15 protein-coding genes and 1 tRNA gene are annotated in these 19684 nt (G+C 46.3%); 4 read left to right on the forward strand and 12 right to left on the reverse strand.

What is annotated here, in order from left to right:
• Positions 1–88 precede the first annotated feature (88 nt).
• From Q335_RS0107925 to Q335_RS09825, 9 genes are all read right to left on the reverse strand, one after another.
• Entirely contained in the window at positions 89–679 is a 591-nt protein-coding gene (locus tag Q335_RS0107925; RefSeq protein WP_028358156.1) for a nitroreductase family protein, read from the reverse strand.
• Between the two features lie 9 nt (positions 680–688).
• Entirely contained in the window at positions 689–1423 is a 735-nt protein-coding gene (pdxJ, locus tag Q335_RS0107930; protein WP_028358157.1) for a pyridoxine 5'-phosphate synthase, read from the reverse strand.
• Between the two features lie 90 nt (positions 1424–1513).
• Entirely contained in the window at positions 1514–2977 is a 1464-nt protein-coding gene (locus Q335_RS0107935) for an efflux transporter outer membrane subunit (protein ID WP_038369678.1), read from the reverse strand.
• A complete protein-coding gene (locus tag Q335_RS09820; RefSeq protein ID WP_051532409.1) occupies positions 2977–6249 on the reverse strand; it encodes a multidrug efflux RND transporter permease subunit in 3273 nt (1090 codons plus the stop codon). Before Q335_RS09820 ends, Q335_RS0107935 begins: the two co-directional genes overlap by 1 nt.
• 12 nt (positions 6250–6261) lie before the next feature.
• Positions 6262–7539 carry an efflux RND transporter periplasmic adaptor subunit gene (locus tag Q335_RS0107945; RefSeq protein ID WP_028358159.1) on the reverse strand — a complete coding sequence of 426 codons (1278 nt, stop codon included), beginning with the start codon at positions 7537–7539 and terminating at the stop codon, positions 6262–6264.
• 224 nt (positions 7540–7763) lie between these two features.
• Positions 7764–8555, reverse strand: a complete 792-nt coding sequence (locus tag Q335_RS0107950) for an ABC transporter ATP-binding protein (RefSeq protein ID WP_028358160.1) — start codon at positions 8553–8555, stop codon at positions 7764–7766.
• On the reverse strand, positions 8548–9441 hold the full coding sequence (locus Q335_RS0107955; RefSeq protein WP_028358161.1) for an ABC transporter permease: 894 nt from the start codon (positions 9439–9441) through the stop codon (positions 8548–8550). Before Q335_RS0107955 ends, Q335_RS0107950 begins: the two co-directional genes overlap by 8 nt.
• A 54-nt stretch (positions 9442–9495) precedes the next feature.
• On the reverse strand, positions 9496–10458 hold the full coding sequence (locus tag Q335_RS0107960) for an ABC transporter substrate-binding protein (RefSeq protein WP_028358162.1): 963 nt from the start codon (positions 10456–10458) through the stop codon (positions 9496–9498).
• A gap of 91 nt (positions 10459–10549) precedes the next feature.
• Entirely contained in the window at positions 10550–11341 is a 792-nt protein-coding gene (locus Q335_RS09825; protein ID WP_245588296.1) for a spermine/spermidine synthase domain-containing protein, read from the reverse strand.
• Between the two features lie 105 nt (positions 11342–11446).
• Here Q335_RS09825 and xth point away from each other — a divergent pair, with 105 nt between their 5' ends.
• A complete protein-coding gene (xth, locus tag Q335_RS0107970; protein WP_028358163.1) occupies positions 11447–12220 on the forward strand; it encodes an exodeoxyribonuclease III in 774 nt (257 codons plus the stop codon).
• A 116-nt stretch (positions 12221–12336) separates the two neighbouring features.
• On the opposite strand, the gene Q335_RS0107975 is transcribed toward xth, so the two are convergent.
• Entirely contained in the window at positions 12337–13374 is a 1038-nt protein-coding gene (locus tag Q335_RS0107975; RefSeq protein WP_084493592.1) for a TAXI family TRAP transporter solute-binding subunit, read from the reverse strand.
• Between the two features lie 30 nt (positions 13375–13404).
• Positions 13405–14013, reverse strand: coding sequence for a transglycosylase SLT domain-containing protein (locus Q335_RS0107980; RefSeq protein WP_156929911.1), 609 nt, complete (start codon positions 14011–14013; stop codon positions 13405–13407).
• A 160-nt stretch (positions 14014–14173) separates the two neighbouring features.
• On the opposite strand from Q335_RS0107980, the gene Q335_RS0107985 reads away from it, so the two are divergent.
• From Q335_RS0107985 to Q335_RS0107995, 3 genes are all read left to right on the forward strand, one after another.
• Entirely contained in the window at positions 14174–15235 is a 1062-nt protein-coding gene (locus Q335_RS0107985; protein ID WP_028358166.1) for an AI-2E family transporter, read from the forward strand.
• Positions 15236–15382: 147 nt separating this feature from the next.
• Positions 15383–15467: transfer RNA gene (locus Q335_RS0107990), tRNA-Leu, on the forward strand.
• 503 nt (positions 15468–15970) lie between these two features.
• Positions 15971–17266, forward strand: coding sequence for a dicarboxylate/amino acid:cation symporter (locus tag Q335_RS0107995; RefSeq protein ID WP_028358167.1), 1296 nt, complete (start codon positions 15971–15973; stop codon positions 17264–17266).
• Positions 17267–17580: 314 nt separating this feature from the next.
• Here Q335_RS0107995 and Q335_RS0108000 read toward each other — a convergent pair whose 3' ends face one another.
• Complete coding sequence (locus Q335_RS0108000; RefSeq protein ID WP_028358168.1) at positions 17581–18825, reverse strand: NAD(P)/FAD-dependent oxidoreductase; 1245 nt, start codon at positions 18823–18825, stop codon at positions 17581–17583.
• Positions 18826–19684 lie beyond the last annotated feature (859 nt).

The following is a 19684-nucleotide window of genomic DNA, read 5'->3' on the forward strand; positions in this document are numbered from 1 at the left end:
TTTGTGGTTTATATTAAGAATAAAACGGCGTCGAAAGCGTCAGCCATAAAACAATAAGCCTTAAACAAGGCTTATTGTTTGGAGGTTATTAACGAGGCCAGTTCTCAGTAAATTGGCGCCAATCCGGACGCTCTTTTGTTGGTATCTGCATGCGGGGCGTGCCAATCGTGATGTAGCCGATATAGCGATACTCGAGCGGATCAAACCCCAGCATCTCTTGTAGCTCGTCCTCGTAGGTCGCCATGCCGCTACCCCAATAGGCACCATAGCCCAGTGCCTGGCTCGCATTGAGAATTTGCATGGCCGCGCAAGCCGTCGCCAAAACACGTTCGTTTTCGCGGATTTTGGTATTGTTATAGTCAATATGGCAAGCCACCGCAATGATTAAAGGAATCTGAGAAAACAGCTGACGCGTAGCCTCAATTTTTTCGGCAGGAATCGCAGGCTCTGTTTGATGACGAATATGCAAGGCCTTATCAGTAAATTCCTTGACGGCCTCTTCGCCACGAATAATCTTAAAGCGCCAAGGCATAAGCGCACCATGATCGGGAGCGGTCATAGCGGCGCGCATAATCAAATCGAGTTCTTCGTCATTAGGACCTGGAGCGACCACCATTTTGACTGAGGTACGATGCAGTAAATCTTCTAATGTTTGCTTATGTTGAGTATTTTTATCCATAGTTTACCTTTATGCTTGCTTACATAATAATGCTTTCATATCGGCAACCGCTTTGGTCCAGCCATCAAAAATCGCTTGTGCCACGATGGCATGACCGATATTGAGTTCAGTAAGGCCTTGCAGTGCAACAATCGCTTGCACATTGCTGTAATTCAAACCATGACCCGCATTTACTTGTAAGCCTAATTTTAAACCACAGGAGATCGCCGCCTGCAATCGATGCAATTCTTGAGTCACCGCCGCCTGATCGGGGGCGGGTGCATCGGCCAAATTACTATAACGCCCGGTATGTAATTCGATGACCTTGGCACCGGTATCTGCGGCGGCCTCGATTTGTGCGAGTTCTGGATCCACAAACAACGAAACCCGACTACCTTGCTGTTGTAATTTTTCCACCGCTTGCCGCAAGCTGTCTTGGGATTCGATGACATTGAGACCGCCCTCGGTAGTGAGTTCTTGGCGGCGCTCAGGGACCAAACAAATATCCTGAGGCTGAACCTGACATGCAATCTCTATCATTTCGGGAGTCACTGCACATTCCAGGTTCATTTTAGTGAGCAATTTAGGCCGCAAATTAAAAACATCTTGATCCTGAATATGCCGTCTATCCTCTCGTAAATGCAAAGTTATACTATCGGCCCCTGCTTGTTCTGCCAGCAGCGCGGCCTGTACAGGATCTGGGTAAGTAGTAAAACGTTGCTGACGCAATGTCGCAACATGGTCAATATTGACACCTAATAACATTAATACAACCTTCACACGGCTAAAAAAACAACAGCTTTAATTATAAAACTTAAAGCTGTTGCTGGCATTGAATAATTACTCTCATGAGATTCAGGGTTGGCTAGGCTGATCGGGCCTTAAGGCTTGCACAGTATCGGCTGTCCAACCTCCGCCAAGGGCCTTGTAAAGCGCCACGCGGTTGTTGAGCGATTGCATACCACTGATTAAGTACTCTTGTTGCACCCCAAAAAGATCGATTTGTGCGCGTTGTACTTCTAAGAAGCTATCGATGCCGCTTTCGTAGCGCATATGCGCTAATTTAAGCGAGTTATACGCCGCTTTTTGTTCTTCGGCCAAGGCATCGAGTTGCTCACGATAGGTTTCTTCACCAATCAAGGCGTCGGCTACTTCCTGGAAGGCCACTTGAATGGTTTTTTCGTATTGCGTCACAGCCATGTCTTTCCGAACTTCGGCGAGATCTAGAGAGTTTTTGAGGGCACCCGCATGGAAAATAGGCAAGGTTAAACTGGGTTGGAAAGCCCAGTGATCGGTACCACTATCAAACAGGTCACTAAAGACAGGACTAATCGTACCGATGGTACTCGTCAACGATAAACTTGGGAAAAAAGCCGCCCGCGCTGCGCCAATATTGGCGTTTGCGGATTTAAGATTATGCTCAGCTTGACGAATATCCGGACGTCGGGTTAAGAGTTCAGACGGTGCACCGGCGGGAATATCTCTTAACAAAACATCCTGTGAAAATTCTGCCGCGGCTGGTAATTGGCCCACAATTTTGCGACCTACCAGTACATTTAAGGCATTGCTAGCCTGAATGCGTAAGCGTTTGTATTGGGCCTTACGGGTTTTGGCTGTTTGTAACGTAGTTTTGGCTTGGTTAAGCTCTAGCGCTGTCGCTACGCCAGCCTTAAAACGATTATTAACGAGATCAAAGGTTTTTTGGTATGAATCGATGGTCTTGGCAGAAAGCGCTTCTAGGGCGGCATTACCTTGCATAGCAAAATAAGTCGTCGCCACTTGACCAATGAGATCAATTTGCACACTTTGACGAGCTTCGTCACTGGCTAGGTATTTTTCAAAAGCGGCCTCCGTCATATTGCGACGTCTGCCCCATAAGTCCAATTCAAAATTGGTAAACCCTATACCCGCCTGAAAGTTACGCGTAATCCGATGGCCGCCCACATCTGTGCTATCACCCGCGTTATTACGCATATAACTATTCGGTAAACGTTCCACATTACCATTGCCCATGGCACTAATATGCGGCAACATATCGGAACGTGTAATACCAAACATCGCTCGTGACTCTTCAACCCGTTGTACAGCTAAGCGCAAATCACGGTTGTTATCCAAAGCTGCGGCGACCAAAGCTTGTAAGCGCGGATCGCGGATAAATTCTTTCCAGCCAAGATCGGCAGCGCTGGCTTGCGAGGCATTCACCGTGGTCTGCGACTCATCATACGTCGCAGGGATCGGCGCCTGCGGACGCTCGTATTTAGGCGCGAGCGAGCAACCCGCAAGTATAAGGCTTAAGGTCAATACAGAATAGCGAAACATTATTTATCCTTTGAATCATCCGCATCACTTTCTGACGAAGCGGAATTAGGCTTATCCTGATCTTGACTGTGGTCAGGTAAAGCGTGAGTAACAGGCATCGGTGCTTGGGCTTGGGCCGACGTTGCCGAGTTGGCCGTCGTTGCACCGTTAGCATGCTGAGCTTGTGCACGTAAGTTTTTGGGTTTGGTTTTGAAGAAACGCAAGACCACCACAAAGAAAATCGGCACAAAGAAAATAGAGAATGGTGTTGCGCCCAGCATACCGCCGACTACACCGGTACCCACGGCGTGTTGACTTGCGGCCCCCGCCGCAGAAGTAAAGAGTAGCGGTAAGACCCCCAAAATAAAGGCAAATGAGGTCATCAAGATCGGCCGGAAACGCAGCCGCGCGCCTTCAATGGTGGATTCAAGCAGATCACCGCCAGCTGCCACCTGATCTTTGGCAAACTCTACAATCAAGATCGCGTTTTTGGTGGCCAGACCAATCACCGTAATCATACCGATCTGGAAGTAGATGTCATTAGACATACCACGTAACCAAGTCAAGGCAATGGTACCGAACATACCTAATGGAATAATCAAGATCGCCGCCAATGGAATCGCCCAACTTTCGTAGAGAGCCGCCAAGACCAAGAACACCACAATAATGGATAAGGCCATCATAAACGGCGCTTGGTTACCTGCCTGCAACTCTTGATACGATAAGGCCGACCATTCATAACCAATAGTATTTGGCAAATTCTCAGCAATCAGACGCTTGAGCTCATCCATGGCCTCACCATTAGAGTAACCAGGGGCGGCTTCACCATTGATTACTTGTGCATAATAACTGTTATAGCGATTCACCAAGTTCGGTTCTTCGGTCCATTTCACCGTCGCAAAGGTGCGCACATCCACAAGCTGACCATCTTTATTGGCAACACGTAATTTAAGAATATCTTCTGGCGTGACGCGGTCTTCAGGTTTGGCTTGAATCCAGACCTGTTGCATGCGACCCATATTAGGGAATTTGTTGATGTAAGATCCCCCCATGGACGCATTAATGACGGTACTAACGTCTGCCATATTGAGGCCATGACGATAGACTTCCCCCCTATCGATAGTCACTTTTAGGGTAGGTCCTGGGGACAAACCTGTGATCCTGACATTTTTGAGGACAGGACTTTGGTTAGCCAACGCCACTAATTGCAAGGCGTATTGACGCAATTGTGCTACACCAACACTACCGCGGTCTTGAAGACGCAAGTCAAAACCGGCAGAGTTACCCAAAGAAGAAATCGCGGGTGGTACTAAACTAAAGATCGTCGCATCAGGAATACCAAATAATAAGGCACCCGTTGCCCGTCCAGCCACGGCCTCAGCACCATGCTCGGCGCCTGGTCGATCTTCAAAATCTTTGAGAGGCACGAACATAATACCCGCGTTATAGCCACTACCATTGAAAGAGAAACCGCGCACCGCAATCACATTTTCGACTTCATCTTGATGCATGAAGTAATCTTCAGCCTGTTTCAGGATCTTATCAGTACGGTTGACCGAACTACCCGATGGCAATTCAACGTTGGCGATAACGTAGCCTTGATCCTCAATCGGCATAAAGGAAGACGGCAAGCGAATAAACATAAAAATCATGGCGATCGTCAATACCACATAGACAATCATCCACAACCAACTGCGTTTAAGCATGCGCACAACAACGCTTTTGTATTTTTCGGTGAGTTTATCAAAGTTGCGATTGAACCAACCAAAAAAGCCCTTCCGTTCACCATGAGCGACAGGTTTGAGAATCGTTGCGCAGAGCGCTGGCGTAAAACTGAGCGCCAAGAAAGCGGAAAAAGCAATCGAGACCATCATGGCCATCGCAAATTGCCGATAGATCACGCCGGATGAACCCGCCATAAACATAAGCGGCAAGAAGACCACGACCAGCACACATGTAATACCAACAATCGCCCCTTGAATCTCTGGCATACTCTTAATGGTGGCTTCAACGGGTGACAGCCCTTCTTCGGACATGATCCGTTCCACGTTCTCAACCACCACAATCGCGTCATCCACCAAAATACCAATCGCCAGTACCATGGCAAACATGGTTAACATATTGACCGAATAACCGAAGTAATGCAGTACTGCCAAGGTTCCCAAAAGCGCCACAGGCACTACCATCGCTGGAATAATTGTGTAGCGAACATTTTGCAAGAAAATGAACATCACAATAAAGACCAGAACAATCGCCTCGACTAAGGTGTGGAGTACTTGCTCAATAGAAGCCGCCACATAAGGGGCGGTATTGTAAGGAGATGACCACTCCATATCGGCGGGGAAATACTGCTCGAGCTCATGCATTTTGTCCAAGATGAGCTGCTCGGTTTCTAAGGCATTGGCACCCGTTTTGAGGGAGATCGCAAACGCCGTACTAGAGTGACCATTCAAACGTGAATCGTATTGGTAATTCTCGTCACCGATTTCGACCGTCGCGACGTCTTTGATCCTGACAGTTGAACCATCATTGCCCGTTCTCAGGACTAGATTCTCAAATTGCTCAGGGGTGCTGAGCTGGCCATTGAGAGAAACAATCGCCGAGGTTTGTTGATCGCTTGGCGTTGGCGGCGCGCCGATACTACCGGCAGGAATCTGCACGTTTTGAGTCGCTAGGGCTTGGCGCACATCTGCAGCGGTCATCCCTAAAGCGGTAAGTTTGGTATTGTCAAACCAGACCCTGAGTGCACGCTCACTACCAAATAGTTGAAAGTAACCAACGCCTTTGACACGGGCAATATCGTTTTGGATATTACGAGCAATATAATCGGAAAGATCAGACTTTGAGTAAGTCCCATTCGGTGAGGTCATGGTAATCAGCATCAAGAAGTTACTGTTACCTTTGTTATAAGTAATCCCCTGATCGAGGACAGACTGCGGCAAACTTGATTCCACACTAGAAGCGCGGTTTTGTACTTGCACCTGCGCAATATCGTCATTGGTACCTGGTTCAAAGGTCACGTCAATTTGCGATTGCCCCGTCGACGTGGACTTAGATTCATAGTACAAAAGACCATCGGCACCATTGAGCTCATCCTCAATAACACTGGTGACCGTACGAGCGACCTCTTCGGCACTCGCGCCTGGATAATTCGCGCGAATGGTAATTTTGGGTGGAGCCACGTCAGGGTATTGCTCTACGGCGGCGTTTGGCAGTACCAGCACCCCGACGAGTGTGATCAAAATAGCAATAACCCAAGCAAAGATGGGGCGATGAATAAAAAACGATGACATACGACCTCAGCCCTATTTAGCGCTATCGTTGGATGAAGATTCAGAGTCAGGGGTGGCTTGATCCTGCGGCTCTGCCTTGTCCCCTTCGGTTTCACCTTTACCCTTGTGACTATCTTGCTCGCGAGCCTCTACGGCTTCCTTGCCTTTGTTCGGATCCCAAGGGATAGGATCCACTTTGTCACCCGGACGGATCTTAGTGAAACCTTCAACGACCACTTGGCTATTCGGTTTGAGACCCGAGTTAATTAAGGTTTCACCATTCGTTTCTTGGCCAGTTTTGACATTTACCGTTTTTACGACACCGTCTTCGACGACATATAAGCTATTTGTGCCATTCGAATTACGTTGCAGTGCTTGGGTCGGCACTGTCAATGCATCCTTGATGGTTCCCTGCGGTAATTTCACAGTGACATACATGCCTGGCAACAAAATATGGTCTTTGTTGGGAAAAATGGATCGGAGTTGCACCATGCCTGTGCGACTATCGACCGTCACGCCCGTAAACATGAGCTTACCCTTTTCGGGATACGTCAAGCCCTCGTCAGTTGTCACCTCAACCTCCGTACTACCACCATCTAAGGCTTGCACTTGGCCATCTTTGATCGCTAGGCGTAAACGCGACAGTTCAGAGACTGTTTGGTTAAAGTCGACATAAACTTCATTGAGTTGCTGTACGAGCGCTAATACGGTGCCATCGGTGGCGCGCACTAAGGCGCCTTCCGTGACTAGCGCCTTACCGACAATACCATCGATGGGACTAGTAACACGGGTGTAGCCCAGATCAATACGCGCTGACTCTAGCGCGGCCTTATATTGCTCAATGCTGGCATTGGCTTTGGCAGCGTCCGCCTTGGCGTTGTCATACTCTTGTTTACTCACAGCGGCAGAACCGACCAAACCCCCGTAGCGCTTAGACAAGGCATTGGCGCTTTGGGCTAAGGCTTGAGCTTGTTTGAGATTAGCGGCGGCCTGATTGTATTCAGCTTGATAAGGCTTAGGATCAATTTGGAACAATAACTGCCCTTTTTTGACTTCCTTACCTTGTTCGAAATTAATAGATTCTATATTACCGGTGACCCGGGCCACCACTTGAGCGTCTTTGATGGCATTGACTTGGCCAGGCAGCGTCGTGAACAACTCTTTAGCTTTTGGGCTCACCGTCACTGTACTGACCTTGTACTTGGGCGCTTGACGTTGCTGTTGTTCTTGATTGCAAGCGGCGAGTGACATCGCTAGGGTTAGCGCGACGGTAGAGAGACCAAGACGCTGAAAACGCTGATGATATTTCATTTAGAACCTATGTGTGTAGATACTTACCCCTTAGCAAAAGGAGGTTTCGCTAAGGGGTAAGAAGAATTTTGTACGTCCCACAGCCTGCAGAGAAACAAACAAGCCAAAAAAACGTGCAAAAATTATAAAATAAAATACTTGACTAGACAATATTTTAAATTGTCTAGATTCTGCAACAAAATATTATACTATCAGAAAATATATGTAACTTACGTTAATTCTTATTAACTTAATACTAAACTATCATCAATTTCTAAGCCGCGTACTTTGCTAAACATCTCTAACAAATCCGCGACGCCCAGTTGGGCTCTTTCCTCACCGGCCACGTCAAGGACGACTTTGCCCTGATGCAACATAATAGTGCGCTCGCCCAATTCGAGGGCTTGCTTCATGCTGTGCGTGACCATCATCGTGGTGAGTTTTTGGGACGTGACAATTTTTTTGGTGAGTTGCAGTACAAAATCGGCCGTACGGGGGTCTAATGCCGCGGTATGCTCGTCCAAAAGGAGAATTTTACTGTTTTGCAGCGTCGCCATTAAGAGGCTCACGGCTTGACGCTGCCCACCCGAGAGCAGACCAATGCGGTCACTCAATCGATGTTCCAGCCCTAAGCCTAAGACCGCTAATTTCTTTTTAAAAAACTCGCGGTTCTTGTGATTGAGAGCGAAGCGAAAGCCACGCTTGCGGCCTCGGCTATAGGCGAGCGATAAATTCTCTTCAATACTGAGGTCCTCACAGGTACCGGCCATAGGATCCTGAAAGACCCTCGCGACCGTGCTGGCGCGACGCCAACCGATTTGTTTAGTGACGTTTTTGTTGTCCAAAAAGATTTTGCCGTGATCGACCTTCACCTCGCCTGCTACTGCATTGAGCAGCGTACTTTTGCCAGCGCCATTCGAACCAATCACCGTCACAAATTGCCCCGTAGGGATAGACAGTGACATTCCCTGAAGAGCACGGGTTTGAATCGGCGTGCCCTTATTAAAGGTTAAATGCAGATCTTCAACCTTAAGCATGAGGTTTACCTTTAAAGAGTTTGTTTTTGAGTTTTGGCAGTACCAAGGCCAAGGTGACTAAGATAGCGGTGACTAAATTCAAGTCCTGAGCTTGTAAACCAATGAAGTCGCTATTAAGCGCGATGGCAATAAAGAATCGATAAGCAATAGCTCCAATGATTACGGCTAACAATGTCCAACCGAAGCGACGTGCCCCCAAGACACTTTGTCCCAAAATCACTGCCGCCAAGCCGATCACAATCGTGCCAATCCCCATAGAGATATCGGCCCCCCCTTGCGATTGCACGAACAAAGCACCACCGGCACCGACCAAGGCATTGGAGATGGCCATGCCCATAATGACCATATTGTCAGTGTTAACCCCTTGAGCGCGCGCCATCCGTAAATTGGTACCAGTAGCACGCATCGCTAAGCCTGAACGTGTCAAATAATAGACATACACTAAGACGGTCAAGAGCACGACCGTAAGCAATAAGAACAAAGGTCGCCAATACATATCGTCTAAGGCGCTCGGCTGTGTGAGGGTAAAGACCGTATCTTCAATAATCAATGGGATATTAGGGGCGCCCATAATCCGTAGATTGACCGAATACAGTGCCGTCATCATCAAAATACTGGCTAATAAATCCATAATGCCAAATTTGACATTTAAGATGGCGGTGATAGAACCCGCCAAGGCACAGACCAGCATCGCACACAAGGTCGCCACAAAGGGATCATAATGCTGACTAATCATCACGGCAGCGACAGCGCCGCCCGTGGCAAAGGTACCATCTACTGTCAGATCAGGGAAATTTAGAATACGAAAGGTTATAAAAACACCAATGGCTACTAAGCTGTAAATAAAGCCCAGCTCCAATGCGCCTAGAGACGATAATAAAGACATAATTCAAAAAGGCTTGAGCCCAACCGAGCTCAAGCAAAGATGTAACACGTAAATTTATTCAATAATAGTTTTGGCTGAATCTAATAATTTTTGGGAGAACGTTACCCCTTGTTTTTTGGCAGCCTTTTGGTTGAGAATCAAGACCTGATTTTGCGTTAAATGATAAGGAATAGTGCCCGGATCTTTGCCATTGAGAATCTCAAGTACGATTTTTGAGGTCTCCAAACCGAGACTTTCATAATCGGTACCATAGGAGGCCACGGCGCCACGCTTAACATTAGCGGGATCCGAAGCGACTAAAGGCACTTTCGCTTCGTTAAGGACTTTGGCCAGGGTTTCGTAGGCTGCCGAGACGTTATTGTCATTATTGCTATAGACCACGTCAACTTTACCCACTAATTTACGAGCCGCTGAACTAACGTCTACCGTACGTGGCGCGGCCGCTTCAATCAGGGTCATACCATATTGTGGTAGCACCTCTTTAAATTGTTTCACAGTGGCAGCTGAATTGGCTTCGCCTGGGTTGTAGACCATACCCAAGGTTTTAGCATTAGGGGCGATTTCTTTGATCAACTCAATTTGTGATTTTAGATCCAAGCGATCAGAGGCACCAGTAATATTGGTCCCGCTCGCTGCTTCACTCTTGACCAATTGTGCTGCGACGGGATCAGTGACTGCAGAAAACACCAAGGGGATTTTTTTGGTGGCGGCGGCGACCGCTTGTGCTGAAGGCGTGCCAATGGCCACAATCACATCGGGATTTTCGCCGACAAATTGACGCGCAATCTGCGCGGCCGTACTGGTATTACCCTGGGCGCTTTGGTAACGCACTTTGACAGTTTTACCCTCTTCATAGCCGGCTTGTTTGAGACCTTCAACAACGCCTTTGTGAATGGCGTCCAAAGCAGGATGTTCAACAATCGCTGTCACATCCACTTTTTTTAGGTCGGCGGCCTGAGCCATGCTCAAACCAGCTAGTGCAATGACCATACCACCCAAACATTTTTTTAGAAACATATAACCCCCAAGGCTATCTAAAGAGCGACTATAAAAAGTGTGACTATAAACGTGTGAGAAAATTTTAGTTAATTTACCATTTTAAAATAAATCAGAGCTCAAACACCTGATTATGAGCGTCTTGAGCATATTTTTTTAGTTCAGGCCGTAGCTGCATTAAGAATTCACACGCTTCGAGGCCATACTTCACTTGTACTTTACGGCTTTGACTCTGCAACTGTGACCAACGTAATAGCCGCGGTGGCCCCTTAAACGCCATGACAATGCGATTCCCTTCAGGGGTTTCTTTGAGCATTAAGAGCCGTTGACCAAAGGCTTTTTGGATATTTTTGAGATTTTTGGCAAAGCTCGCGTGATTGGCAAATAAATTAATCACAGCAATACCGCCATTCTCTAGCGTATCGTAGCAACCCTTGTAAAACGCCAAAGAACTACACACAGGCCCTTCGGCTTGATAGTTATATAGATCGACCATCAGTACCTTACAAGTGCCATGGTTTACTGGGTCTACCACCCAAGCTTGCGCGTCGCCATGATGGACATTGATACGTGGCGAATCTGGCATTCGAAAATACTGACGACAGCACGCCGTCACCTGTGGATTCCATTCCACCACTTGCAGTTGGCTGCGACTATAACGCATAAAAAACCGCAATAACGAGGCCGAACCCAAGCCTAAGATCGCCAATCGATCCTTGGCACTCGGCGTTATAAATAAGAGCCAAGCGGCCATTTGTCGCGTGTATTCAAACACCAAATTAGAAGGCGTGCGAATATCCATAGCGCCTTGCATCCAGGCACTCGCAAAATGTAAATAACGATAACCTTCGGCCTCTGAAATCAAAGGGCTATCATGTTCGGGATGAGGATGTTTAGCTAACAAAATAACCTCGGTAGAGTTTTAAAAGAAGGCAACTAGCGGTCGCATCGTAAGAGACAATTATCTTACAATATCGGCTTACCTTAATTTATAGATGTTAAAAAGCTTATGAAGATTGCCTCTTGGAACGTGAACTCGCTTAAAGTACGGCTGCCACACGTATTGGATTGGTTAGCACAAAACCCGGTAGATGCGCTTTGTCTTCAGGAGCTCAAGCAAGATCAGGACATGTTTCCCGAGCAAGCGTTTAATGAACTCAATTACCATGCCATCTGGAACGGCCAAAAAACCTATAACGGTGTCGCTATCTTAAGTAAAGCGCCCGCCACTCAGATCCAACGTGATAATCCACTTCTTGACGATCCACAAAAGCGTTTAATCGCCTGCACCCTACCCTCTGTGGCCGGGCCTGTGCGTCTTATCTGTGTCTATTGCCCCAATGGGGAAGCCCTAGAAAGTGCCAAATACCCTTATAAACTCGATTGGTTTGAAAAACTCAATCACTATCTTCAACAGCAATTACAAGACTATCCCAATCTCGTGCTAACGGGTGACTTTAATATTGCTCCAGAGTCTCGAGATGTTTATGATCGCTATTCGGGTGAAATCCTAGTCTCTCCTGCCGAGAGAAAAGCCTTTAATGATTTACTGGACTTAGGCCTACATGATTCCTTCCGCTTATTTCCCCAAGCAGACAATACTTATTCGTGGTGGGATTACCGACGCGCGGCCTTTGTGCGCAATGCCGGTATCCGAATTGATCATATCCTAGTGAGTGACGCCCTCAAACAAAAATGCACCGCCTCTGTTGTCGACAAAACCCCGCGCGCACTCGAAAGACCTTCCGATCATGCCCCAGTCGTGGCAAGTTTTGAGTTTTGATCGCGTCAAGTACCCATAAGAAACTCTGATAAAACCGCTGCTGAGAAACGCCGATGCCCCTTAACGCGCTGGCTCAAACCTGCGTCGTAGCACTGCGCTTTAGGTCATTTATTAAGCTACAGCCCTTGCTCAGTAAAATACTGTTCCGCCCCAGGATGCAAGGGCGCCATCAAGCCTCGATGTGACATTTGTGATTTATCGAGATATTCAAGCGCCTTATGCTTTTCTTTGAATACATCAAAATGTTGCATTACCGCACCCACAATCCGATAAATCAATTTAGGATCGATTTCCTCTGAGGTCACTAGTGCCGCCACACCCCCAACCGTTGGGGTGTCTTGTGGATTATTCTGGTATAAGCCGCCTGGAATAACATATTTGTCATAATAAGGTGCTGTTGCCGTCAATTTATCCGCCGCTTGCCCCTCAATCGGCACGAGCTGTGCTTTACATGTCGTCGTGGGATTGCGCACAATGGACGAGGGTTGACCATCGATATACATAAAGGCATCAATCTGATCCTTACAAAGCGCTTGGCCGAGTTTCATGGCCTCGAGGTTCGAGGTTTTTTTGAAAAAACCCTCTGTCACCCCATACGCTTGAAATAAATGCTTCATGGTGGTTTGCGTGCCTGACCCAGAAGCGCCCACATTAAAGCGCTTGTCCTTAAGATCGGCAAACGATTTAATACCACTTTCTGGCGCCGCCACTACAGTCACCGGCTCGACAAACAAGGTAAAGACTGTTCGAAGATTCTTAAATGGCCTTTGCGCAAACCAATCTTCGGCATGATAGGCGTTATAAACGATATTACTCTGCCCCAACGCTAGGGTCACTTTACCCTGGCGTAAATGATCTAAATTCGCTAAGGCGCCACCCGACCCCTCAATCGTGCACTTAATCGGACGCTGACTTTCTTGTGCATCCAATTGCAAAGCCGCACAAATACCTTGAGCCGTTGCATAATAGGCCCCATTTTCAGAACCCGTCGCAATAATCACCTCGTTGGGATCATCTGCGGCTGCATGAGCCTGCGTGGGTAAAAAAGCACTCAACACTAGGCCAACACTCAATGTTTTGCTGAGCGCCAAAACAGATCGTAAACAAGTAGAATGAATAGTAAACATGACGAGACGGTTTCTTGAATCAGCCATTAGCTAGACTCAACACAAATAGATAGCAGTTTAAAGATGATCGCGGCAGGCAAAATACTGGGCACCATAGGTATCGGCACGATCCTTGACTATAGTAGCGGTTTTTTTGAGCCAAGCTTTACTATGATAAGTGCCACGTTTAAAACCACCCCAACCCTCATGGTAGTTAAGATATAAATTATACGTGTCCCATTTAGAGACGCCATTGAGTTGCTGCGCCTTATCGAGGTACCAACCCATAAAATCCAAACTATCTTCCATATCGCTGCGACTGGCAGAATGCCCCACCGCTTGCTGATACTCCTCCCAGACCTCATCCTTTGCCTGAGGATAACCTTTTGCGGAGCTGACGCGCCCCCATGGGATCACCCAGAGAATATGATCTTTGGGCGGTAAGGCGTCATGCTTAAAAGAGGATTCCTGAAACAAAATCGCCATGAGAATTTGCGGCGGCACGCCCCATTTGGCACGAGAGGCTTCAGCGTAGCGATGCCACTTTGGTTTTTCAGTAAAGATTTCGCAAATATTATCTGGATGACTCGGCGGCGTGGTACTACACCCAGACAGTGCAGCCAAGCTAACTAAACCATAAATCCAGAGGTGCTTGTGCCATTTAGTCACTAAACCAGTGCCACCCATAAAACATAACCTCTTGTTTTTGCTTAAAAACTAGACAAACTTCTTGCCAATAAAAACCGGCCCGCCTATTTAAGCAGAGCTATCGCTTTAAATTTATTTAAACTTAAAAAAAGTTACAATACCGTCATTATTCTACAAGACATCAGCAAAAAGGTTACCTATGGCTGCATCCAAAATAAATTTTAACTTCTTTGTATTGTTACTGGCTTTGGTAACAATTGGCTTTATTGTAGTGATATTTCCCTTTTATGGTGCAATTTTCTGGGCAGTAATCTTTGCGGTGATTTTTTCACCCATCAATAATTACTTTCTCTCAAAAATGCCCAACAGACGAAATACCTCGGCCTTAATCACACTCACTATCTGTATTTTAATTGGCATTATCCCGCTGGCGATTACGACTGTTGCCTTGGTGCGAGAAATCATCACTTTTTATTCTCGTATCGATTCGGGCCAAATCAACTTTAGTCATTATATGCACGAGATGACGTCCCATGTCCCTTCCTGGGTCAATGATGGCCTGAGCCTCTTTAATATTAATAGCATGGACGAATTACAAGCTAAGTTGCAGTCTTCCATTTCCGAAGCCAGTCGCTTTTTGGCTAACCAAGCCGTACAGCTTGGCACCAATACCTTCCAGTTCTTTGTAGCCTTTGGCATTATGATTTATTTGCTGTTCTTTTTCTTAAGAGATGGCTCCAAAATCATGCTTGCCGTCAAAAAAGCCATCCCCCTCAAACGCGACTATCGCAATCATCTCTTCGAGAAATTTACCTCAGTCGTCAAAGCCACCGTCAAAGGTAATGTCGTGATTGCTGTGGTTCACGGTATTTTAGGTGGGGTTATTTTTGCGATCTTAGGCATTGAGGCCTCACTATTATGGGGCGTACTCATGGGCTTTTTATCGCTTTTACCGGCCATTGGTTCCGCCATTGTGTGGTTACCTGTGGCACTTTACTTCCTTGCGACCGACCACATTGGTAGCGGTATCTTCTTGATCGCTTACGGTTGTATTGTGATTGGCTTAAGTGATAATGTGCTACGTCCCATCCTGGTAGGCAAAAGCACTCGCCTGCCAGACTATATTGTGCTTGTCACCACGGTGGGGGGTCTTACCGTATTTGGTCCCAACGGGTTTGTGATTGGCCCACTGATGGCGGCCCTATTTATTACTTGCTGGCAATTGTTCTCCGAAACCGTATCCGAGAGTGATCTCAGCTAAGTAATGTTTAGCGCGTATTAATTGCCATAATCACCGTTGTTTTGTTGTGTATAAGCAGCGGTGAAAAATTTAATTAGAAAAAAACAAAAAAATACTTGCCAAACCTAGCAAAAATGGGTTATAAATATATTCTTTAGTGATTCTAAAGCGAGCGTGGCGGAATTGGTAGACGCACTGGATTTAGGTTCCAGCGCCGAGAGGTGTAAGAGTTCGAGTCTCTTCGCTCGCACCACTAAAATTATTTAAAATTCATAAAATATCCTCTATAAGTTCATAGAATTTTTAAATTCTCACTGTGGGTTCCAAAATTCGTTATATATATAGTGTTTAAAAAGCTGCTACATGGTTAGCAGCTTTTTTTTCGCCCTTTTTTCGGCCTTTTAGCTTTTACTCGCCGTTTTTTAACTAGACAACGCCCCACTGCTGAACGACTCGCCCTTATAGCTTGCATTGACTTATATTTATATTAAGTATTTTGTATAGTGCGTTCACAGTGCCAACGAGTCCCTCCTCTTAAAGCAAAGCAGGCCCATTCACCCTCCTTCAAACTTAACCGTCTTTAGCTCCCTACTCGTCCTTGGTGTTACGAAGTAAGACAATCCGCGCATCAAGCGTGCTGTCGTATAAGACCCACAAATTTTTTGTCATCAGTCATATTCTGGAAAACCAAGGTAGAAATTTTTACAATTTGTCTATAAAGTAATGGGGCTTTATTTTTTTGTAAGGAATTTCATAATGACTAGCGCTCCCAAAAAAGGCTTATTTAGCTGGTATTTTCGCACTAATTTGCTGTGGCGCATTCTAATCGGTCTGATCTTAGGTGTCTTAGCAGGGATGCTTTTCAAAGACAAAATTCTCTGGGTCGATCCCCTTGGCAAAGTCTTTGTGCGTTTATTACAAATGATTGTTATGCCATTGATTATCAGTACCCTAGTGGTGGGCGCCGCTAATGTCAGCCCCGTGCGCTTGGGTCGTGCTGGCGTTAAAATCGTGGTCTTCTACCTCGTCACCTCAGGGTTGGCTGTCGCGATTGGTCTAGCCCTGGCTAATTTATTCAAACCTGGCCTAGGTTTACACTTGCAGTCTTCAGCAGAGGCGGCGGGTAAGGAACTCAATGCCCCATCCCTCATGGATACCTTTCTTAATATTATCCCTACGAATATCTTTAAATCGATCGCCGCGGGCGATGTCCTTCCCGTAATCTTTTTCTCCATCCTATTTGGTATTGGCGTGTCATATTTGCGTGCAAGCCACGAGGAACCGCTCGCCAAAGCGGGTGAAGTGCTGTTTAGCGTCTTTAATGCGATTGCCGAAGTCATGTTTAAAGTCGTACGCTGGATTATGGAATATGCACCGATTGGTGTTTTTGCGCTCCTAGCCGTAGTCTTTGCCAAAGAAAGCGCCAATATCGTCGGTTCGCTCACCACGGTGATTAGTGCGACCTATATTGGTTTTGTGTTGCACTTAGTATTTATTTATGGCGCGTTTCTTTTGATCAATCGCTTAAGTTTACGCACCTTCGTACAAAAAGCGCGTCCTGCGATGTTGACGTCATTCGTCACACGTAGCTCCAGTGGCACCCTACCACTCACGATGATGTGCTGCGACAAAATGGGGATGAGCCGAGAGATCTCTTCCTTTACCCTACCATTAGGCGCAACCATTAATATGGATGGTACCGCCATCTACCAAGGGGTCTGCGCGATGTTTATTGCTTATGCCATTGGTTATGACCTCAGTCTAGCGCAACAACTGACCATTATTATTACGGCGGTGCTTGCCTCTGTCGGCACAGCGGGTGTACCCGGCGCGGGTGCTATTATGCTACTTATCGTACTCAAATCCGTCGGTCTAGACATCGAAGAAGGCTCAGCGGTAGCGGCGGCCTACGCTATGATCTTAGGCATTGATTCTATTTTGGATATGGGCCGCACTAGCTTAAACGTCACTGGCGATATGGCAGGTACTGCTCTTGTCAGTAAAAGTGAGGGCTTACTCGACAAAGCCCAGTACGATCGCATCACTTCTTAATACATTCACTTAAGCTACCTTTGAATAAAAATCCCCATCAAATGATGGGGATTTTTGTGAGTCTTGTAGTAGTGGTGTCGATCAGAACCGATCAGGACTAAATGGGGCGACATCGACAAATGGCGTTTCACCATTGACGAGCTCTGCCATAATCCGACCTGTGACAGGCCCCAGAGGTCAGTAAAAGTGAGGGCTTACTCGACAAAGCCCAGTACGATCGCATCACTTCTTAATACATTCACTTAAGCTACCTTTGAATAAAAATCCCCATCAAATGATGGGGATTTTTGTGAGTCTTGTAGTAGTGGTGTCAATCAGAAACGATCTGGACTAAATGGGGCGACATCGACAAATGGCGTTTCGCCATTGACGAGCTCTGCCATAATCCGGCCTGTGACAGGCCCCAATGTAAAGCCTTGGTGACCATGACCGAAGGCAAACCACAAACCTTGATGATGTGGTGCAGGTCCTAAGACAGGCTTCATATCACTCATACATGGACGTGAACCAAACCAAGCCGGCTCAGGCGTGGCCTCTTCTAGCGGCACGATTTGCTTAGCAATTTCTGAGACCTTATCGAGCTGCTGCAAACGCTCAGGTGCATCCTGCATTGCCATCTCGGCTCCCGTGGTAATACGAATTCCCAAATCCGTGGGACTAATCACAAAGCCCGCATCCGCATCCATAAAGCTATGTTTGATTTGGTTCTGAGGGGTGACTTTAAAATGACGATGATAACCACGAATGGGGATAATAGGGAATTTATAACCCAGCGCTGCCGTGATTTTATTGGACCAAGGCCCCATGCACACCACCACATGTTTAGCCGTAAGTGTTGTCTTGTCCCCTTGCACCTGCCATGAATCACCTTGCTGGGTCAGCGCCTGTACACTTTCTTGTAAAAAGATCCCTTCAAGTTTATCGGTAAAGTATTTGGCGTAACGTTTGACTAATTCACCTGGATTACTGACCTGCCAAGAATTAAGCCAGTGAATACCGCCCACATAATTGCTAAGATTCACATTGGGTTCCATGGCTTTAATCTGCTCAGTCGTCAGTAAACGTGACTCCACCCCAAAGCGTTTGGCCTTCTCAGCCTTTTGTTTGCCGATCTCATAAGACGCTGGCGTGCGATAAAGTTGAATCCAGCCATCGCGACGAATTAAGTCCTCGGCCTTGGCCAATTCGATCAGTTTTTGGTGCTCCTCGGTACAGTGCTCGATTAACGTCGCCCATTGCTCCTCGATGTGGTGCAATGACACCGGTCGCGAATTTTGTTTGTATTGCCAGATAGGCTTAGCATAATGCAGCATGGCATCCACGCGATAACGCACATCCGTACTTTGGTTAGGTAGAATCCTTGCGATATCATGCAAACTACCTGGAAATGGCGTCAAAAAAACCGCCTCGCGTTGTATCAAACTAGCATTGCCATACGACGTTTCTGAGCCAGGTAACTTCTGGTCAATTAAAGCGGTTTTAAAGCCTTTTTGTTGTAGGTATACAGCCGTACTGGTACCCACCATACCGGCACCAATCACCGCTACATCAAAATCCATTCCTTCCTCCCATTAAGTAATTAATAATCCAGTTAATATAGCAGTTTGCCTAAGAAATACAAGAGCGACGAGGCCGCTAAACCAGCAAAGTTGCAGAAATACGCAAACACTTTGTGCAAAGTCATCAGTTTGTCTTTATCACGGCCGTTTGCTATTCACAGTTTCTGTGCATAACTAGGTGAACAAGTGATATCTCTATCATCTATCTTCTTGTTTTTAATATACTTTGCCTGGTTTTGTTTAATGATTGATCAGTTGAATTATTTGAGTGGTATCGGTGAATAAAAAACCACCTAGGTATAATTAGATGGTTTAAGAAATTCGCTACCTGTCGTTATATGCGCAATGAGACGAATGTGGTGCATAAATTTCCACTAGCTCCACTGAGTGTATAGCTTAAAATGAGGATGGATATACGGTTGTGTTGTATATTCTCAGCAGGTTGAGCAAAGCTAGTTAGGTAAATATAAATACTCAAAAAAGCGATAGTTAATGAATTTTTTGTGACCAGGCACAACAAATGATCCCAAAAGATAGCCATAAAAAGAGCATTAAGATAAATAGACAATACTCAGGTATTTTCTATTCTTTATATGGGAAGCATGTTTTCTATGAATTGGCTAGGGTTGTTAGACTCATCTGAAACGCTATATTTTATTTACGGTATTTATATTAAGGACTCTTTAGATTACGGTATGGTCATTTACTTTGGTCTGTAGGGCTAAAATTCAGCACTTTCAGTACCGCCTCCCGCCGACGTTGTAGCCTCCCATTTCTCTTTGTAATGCTATAATTTATATAACCCTAGGAGTTTACATATATGGTTGTAGTTCCCCATTCCACTCTGTAGTGCTATAAT

The sequence above is a fragment of the Brackiella oedipodis DSM 13743 genome, from assembly GCF_000621025.1.
Taxonomy (GTDB): Bacteria; Pseudomonadota; Gammaproteobacteria; order Burkholderiales; family Burkholderiaceae_B; genus Oligella; species Oligella oedipodis.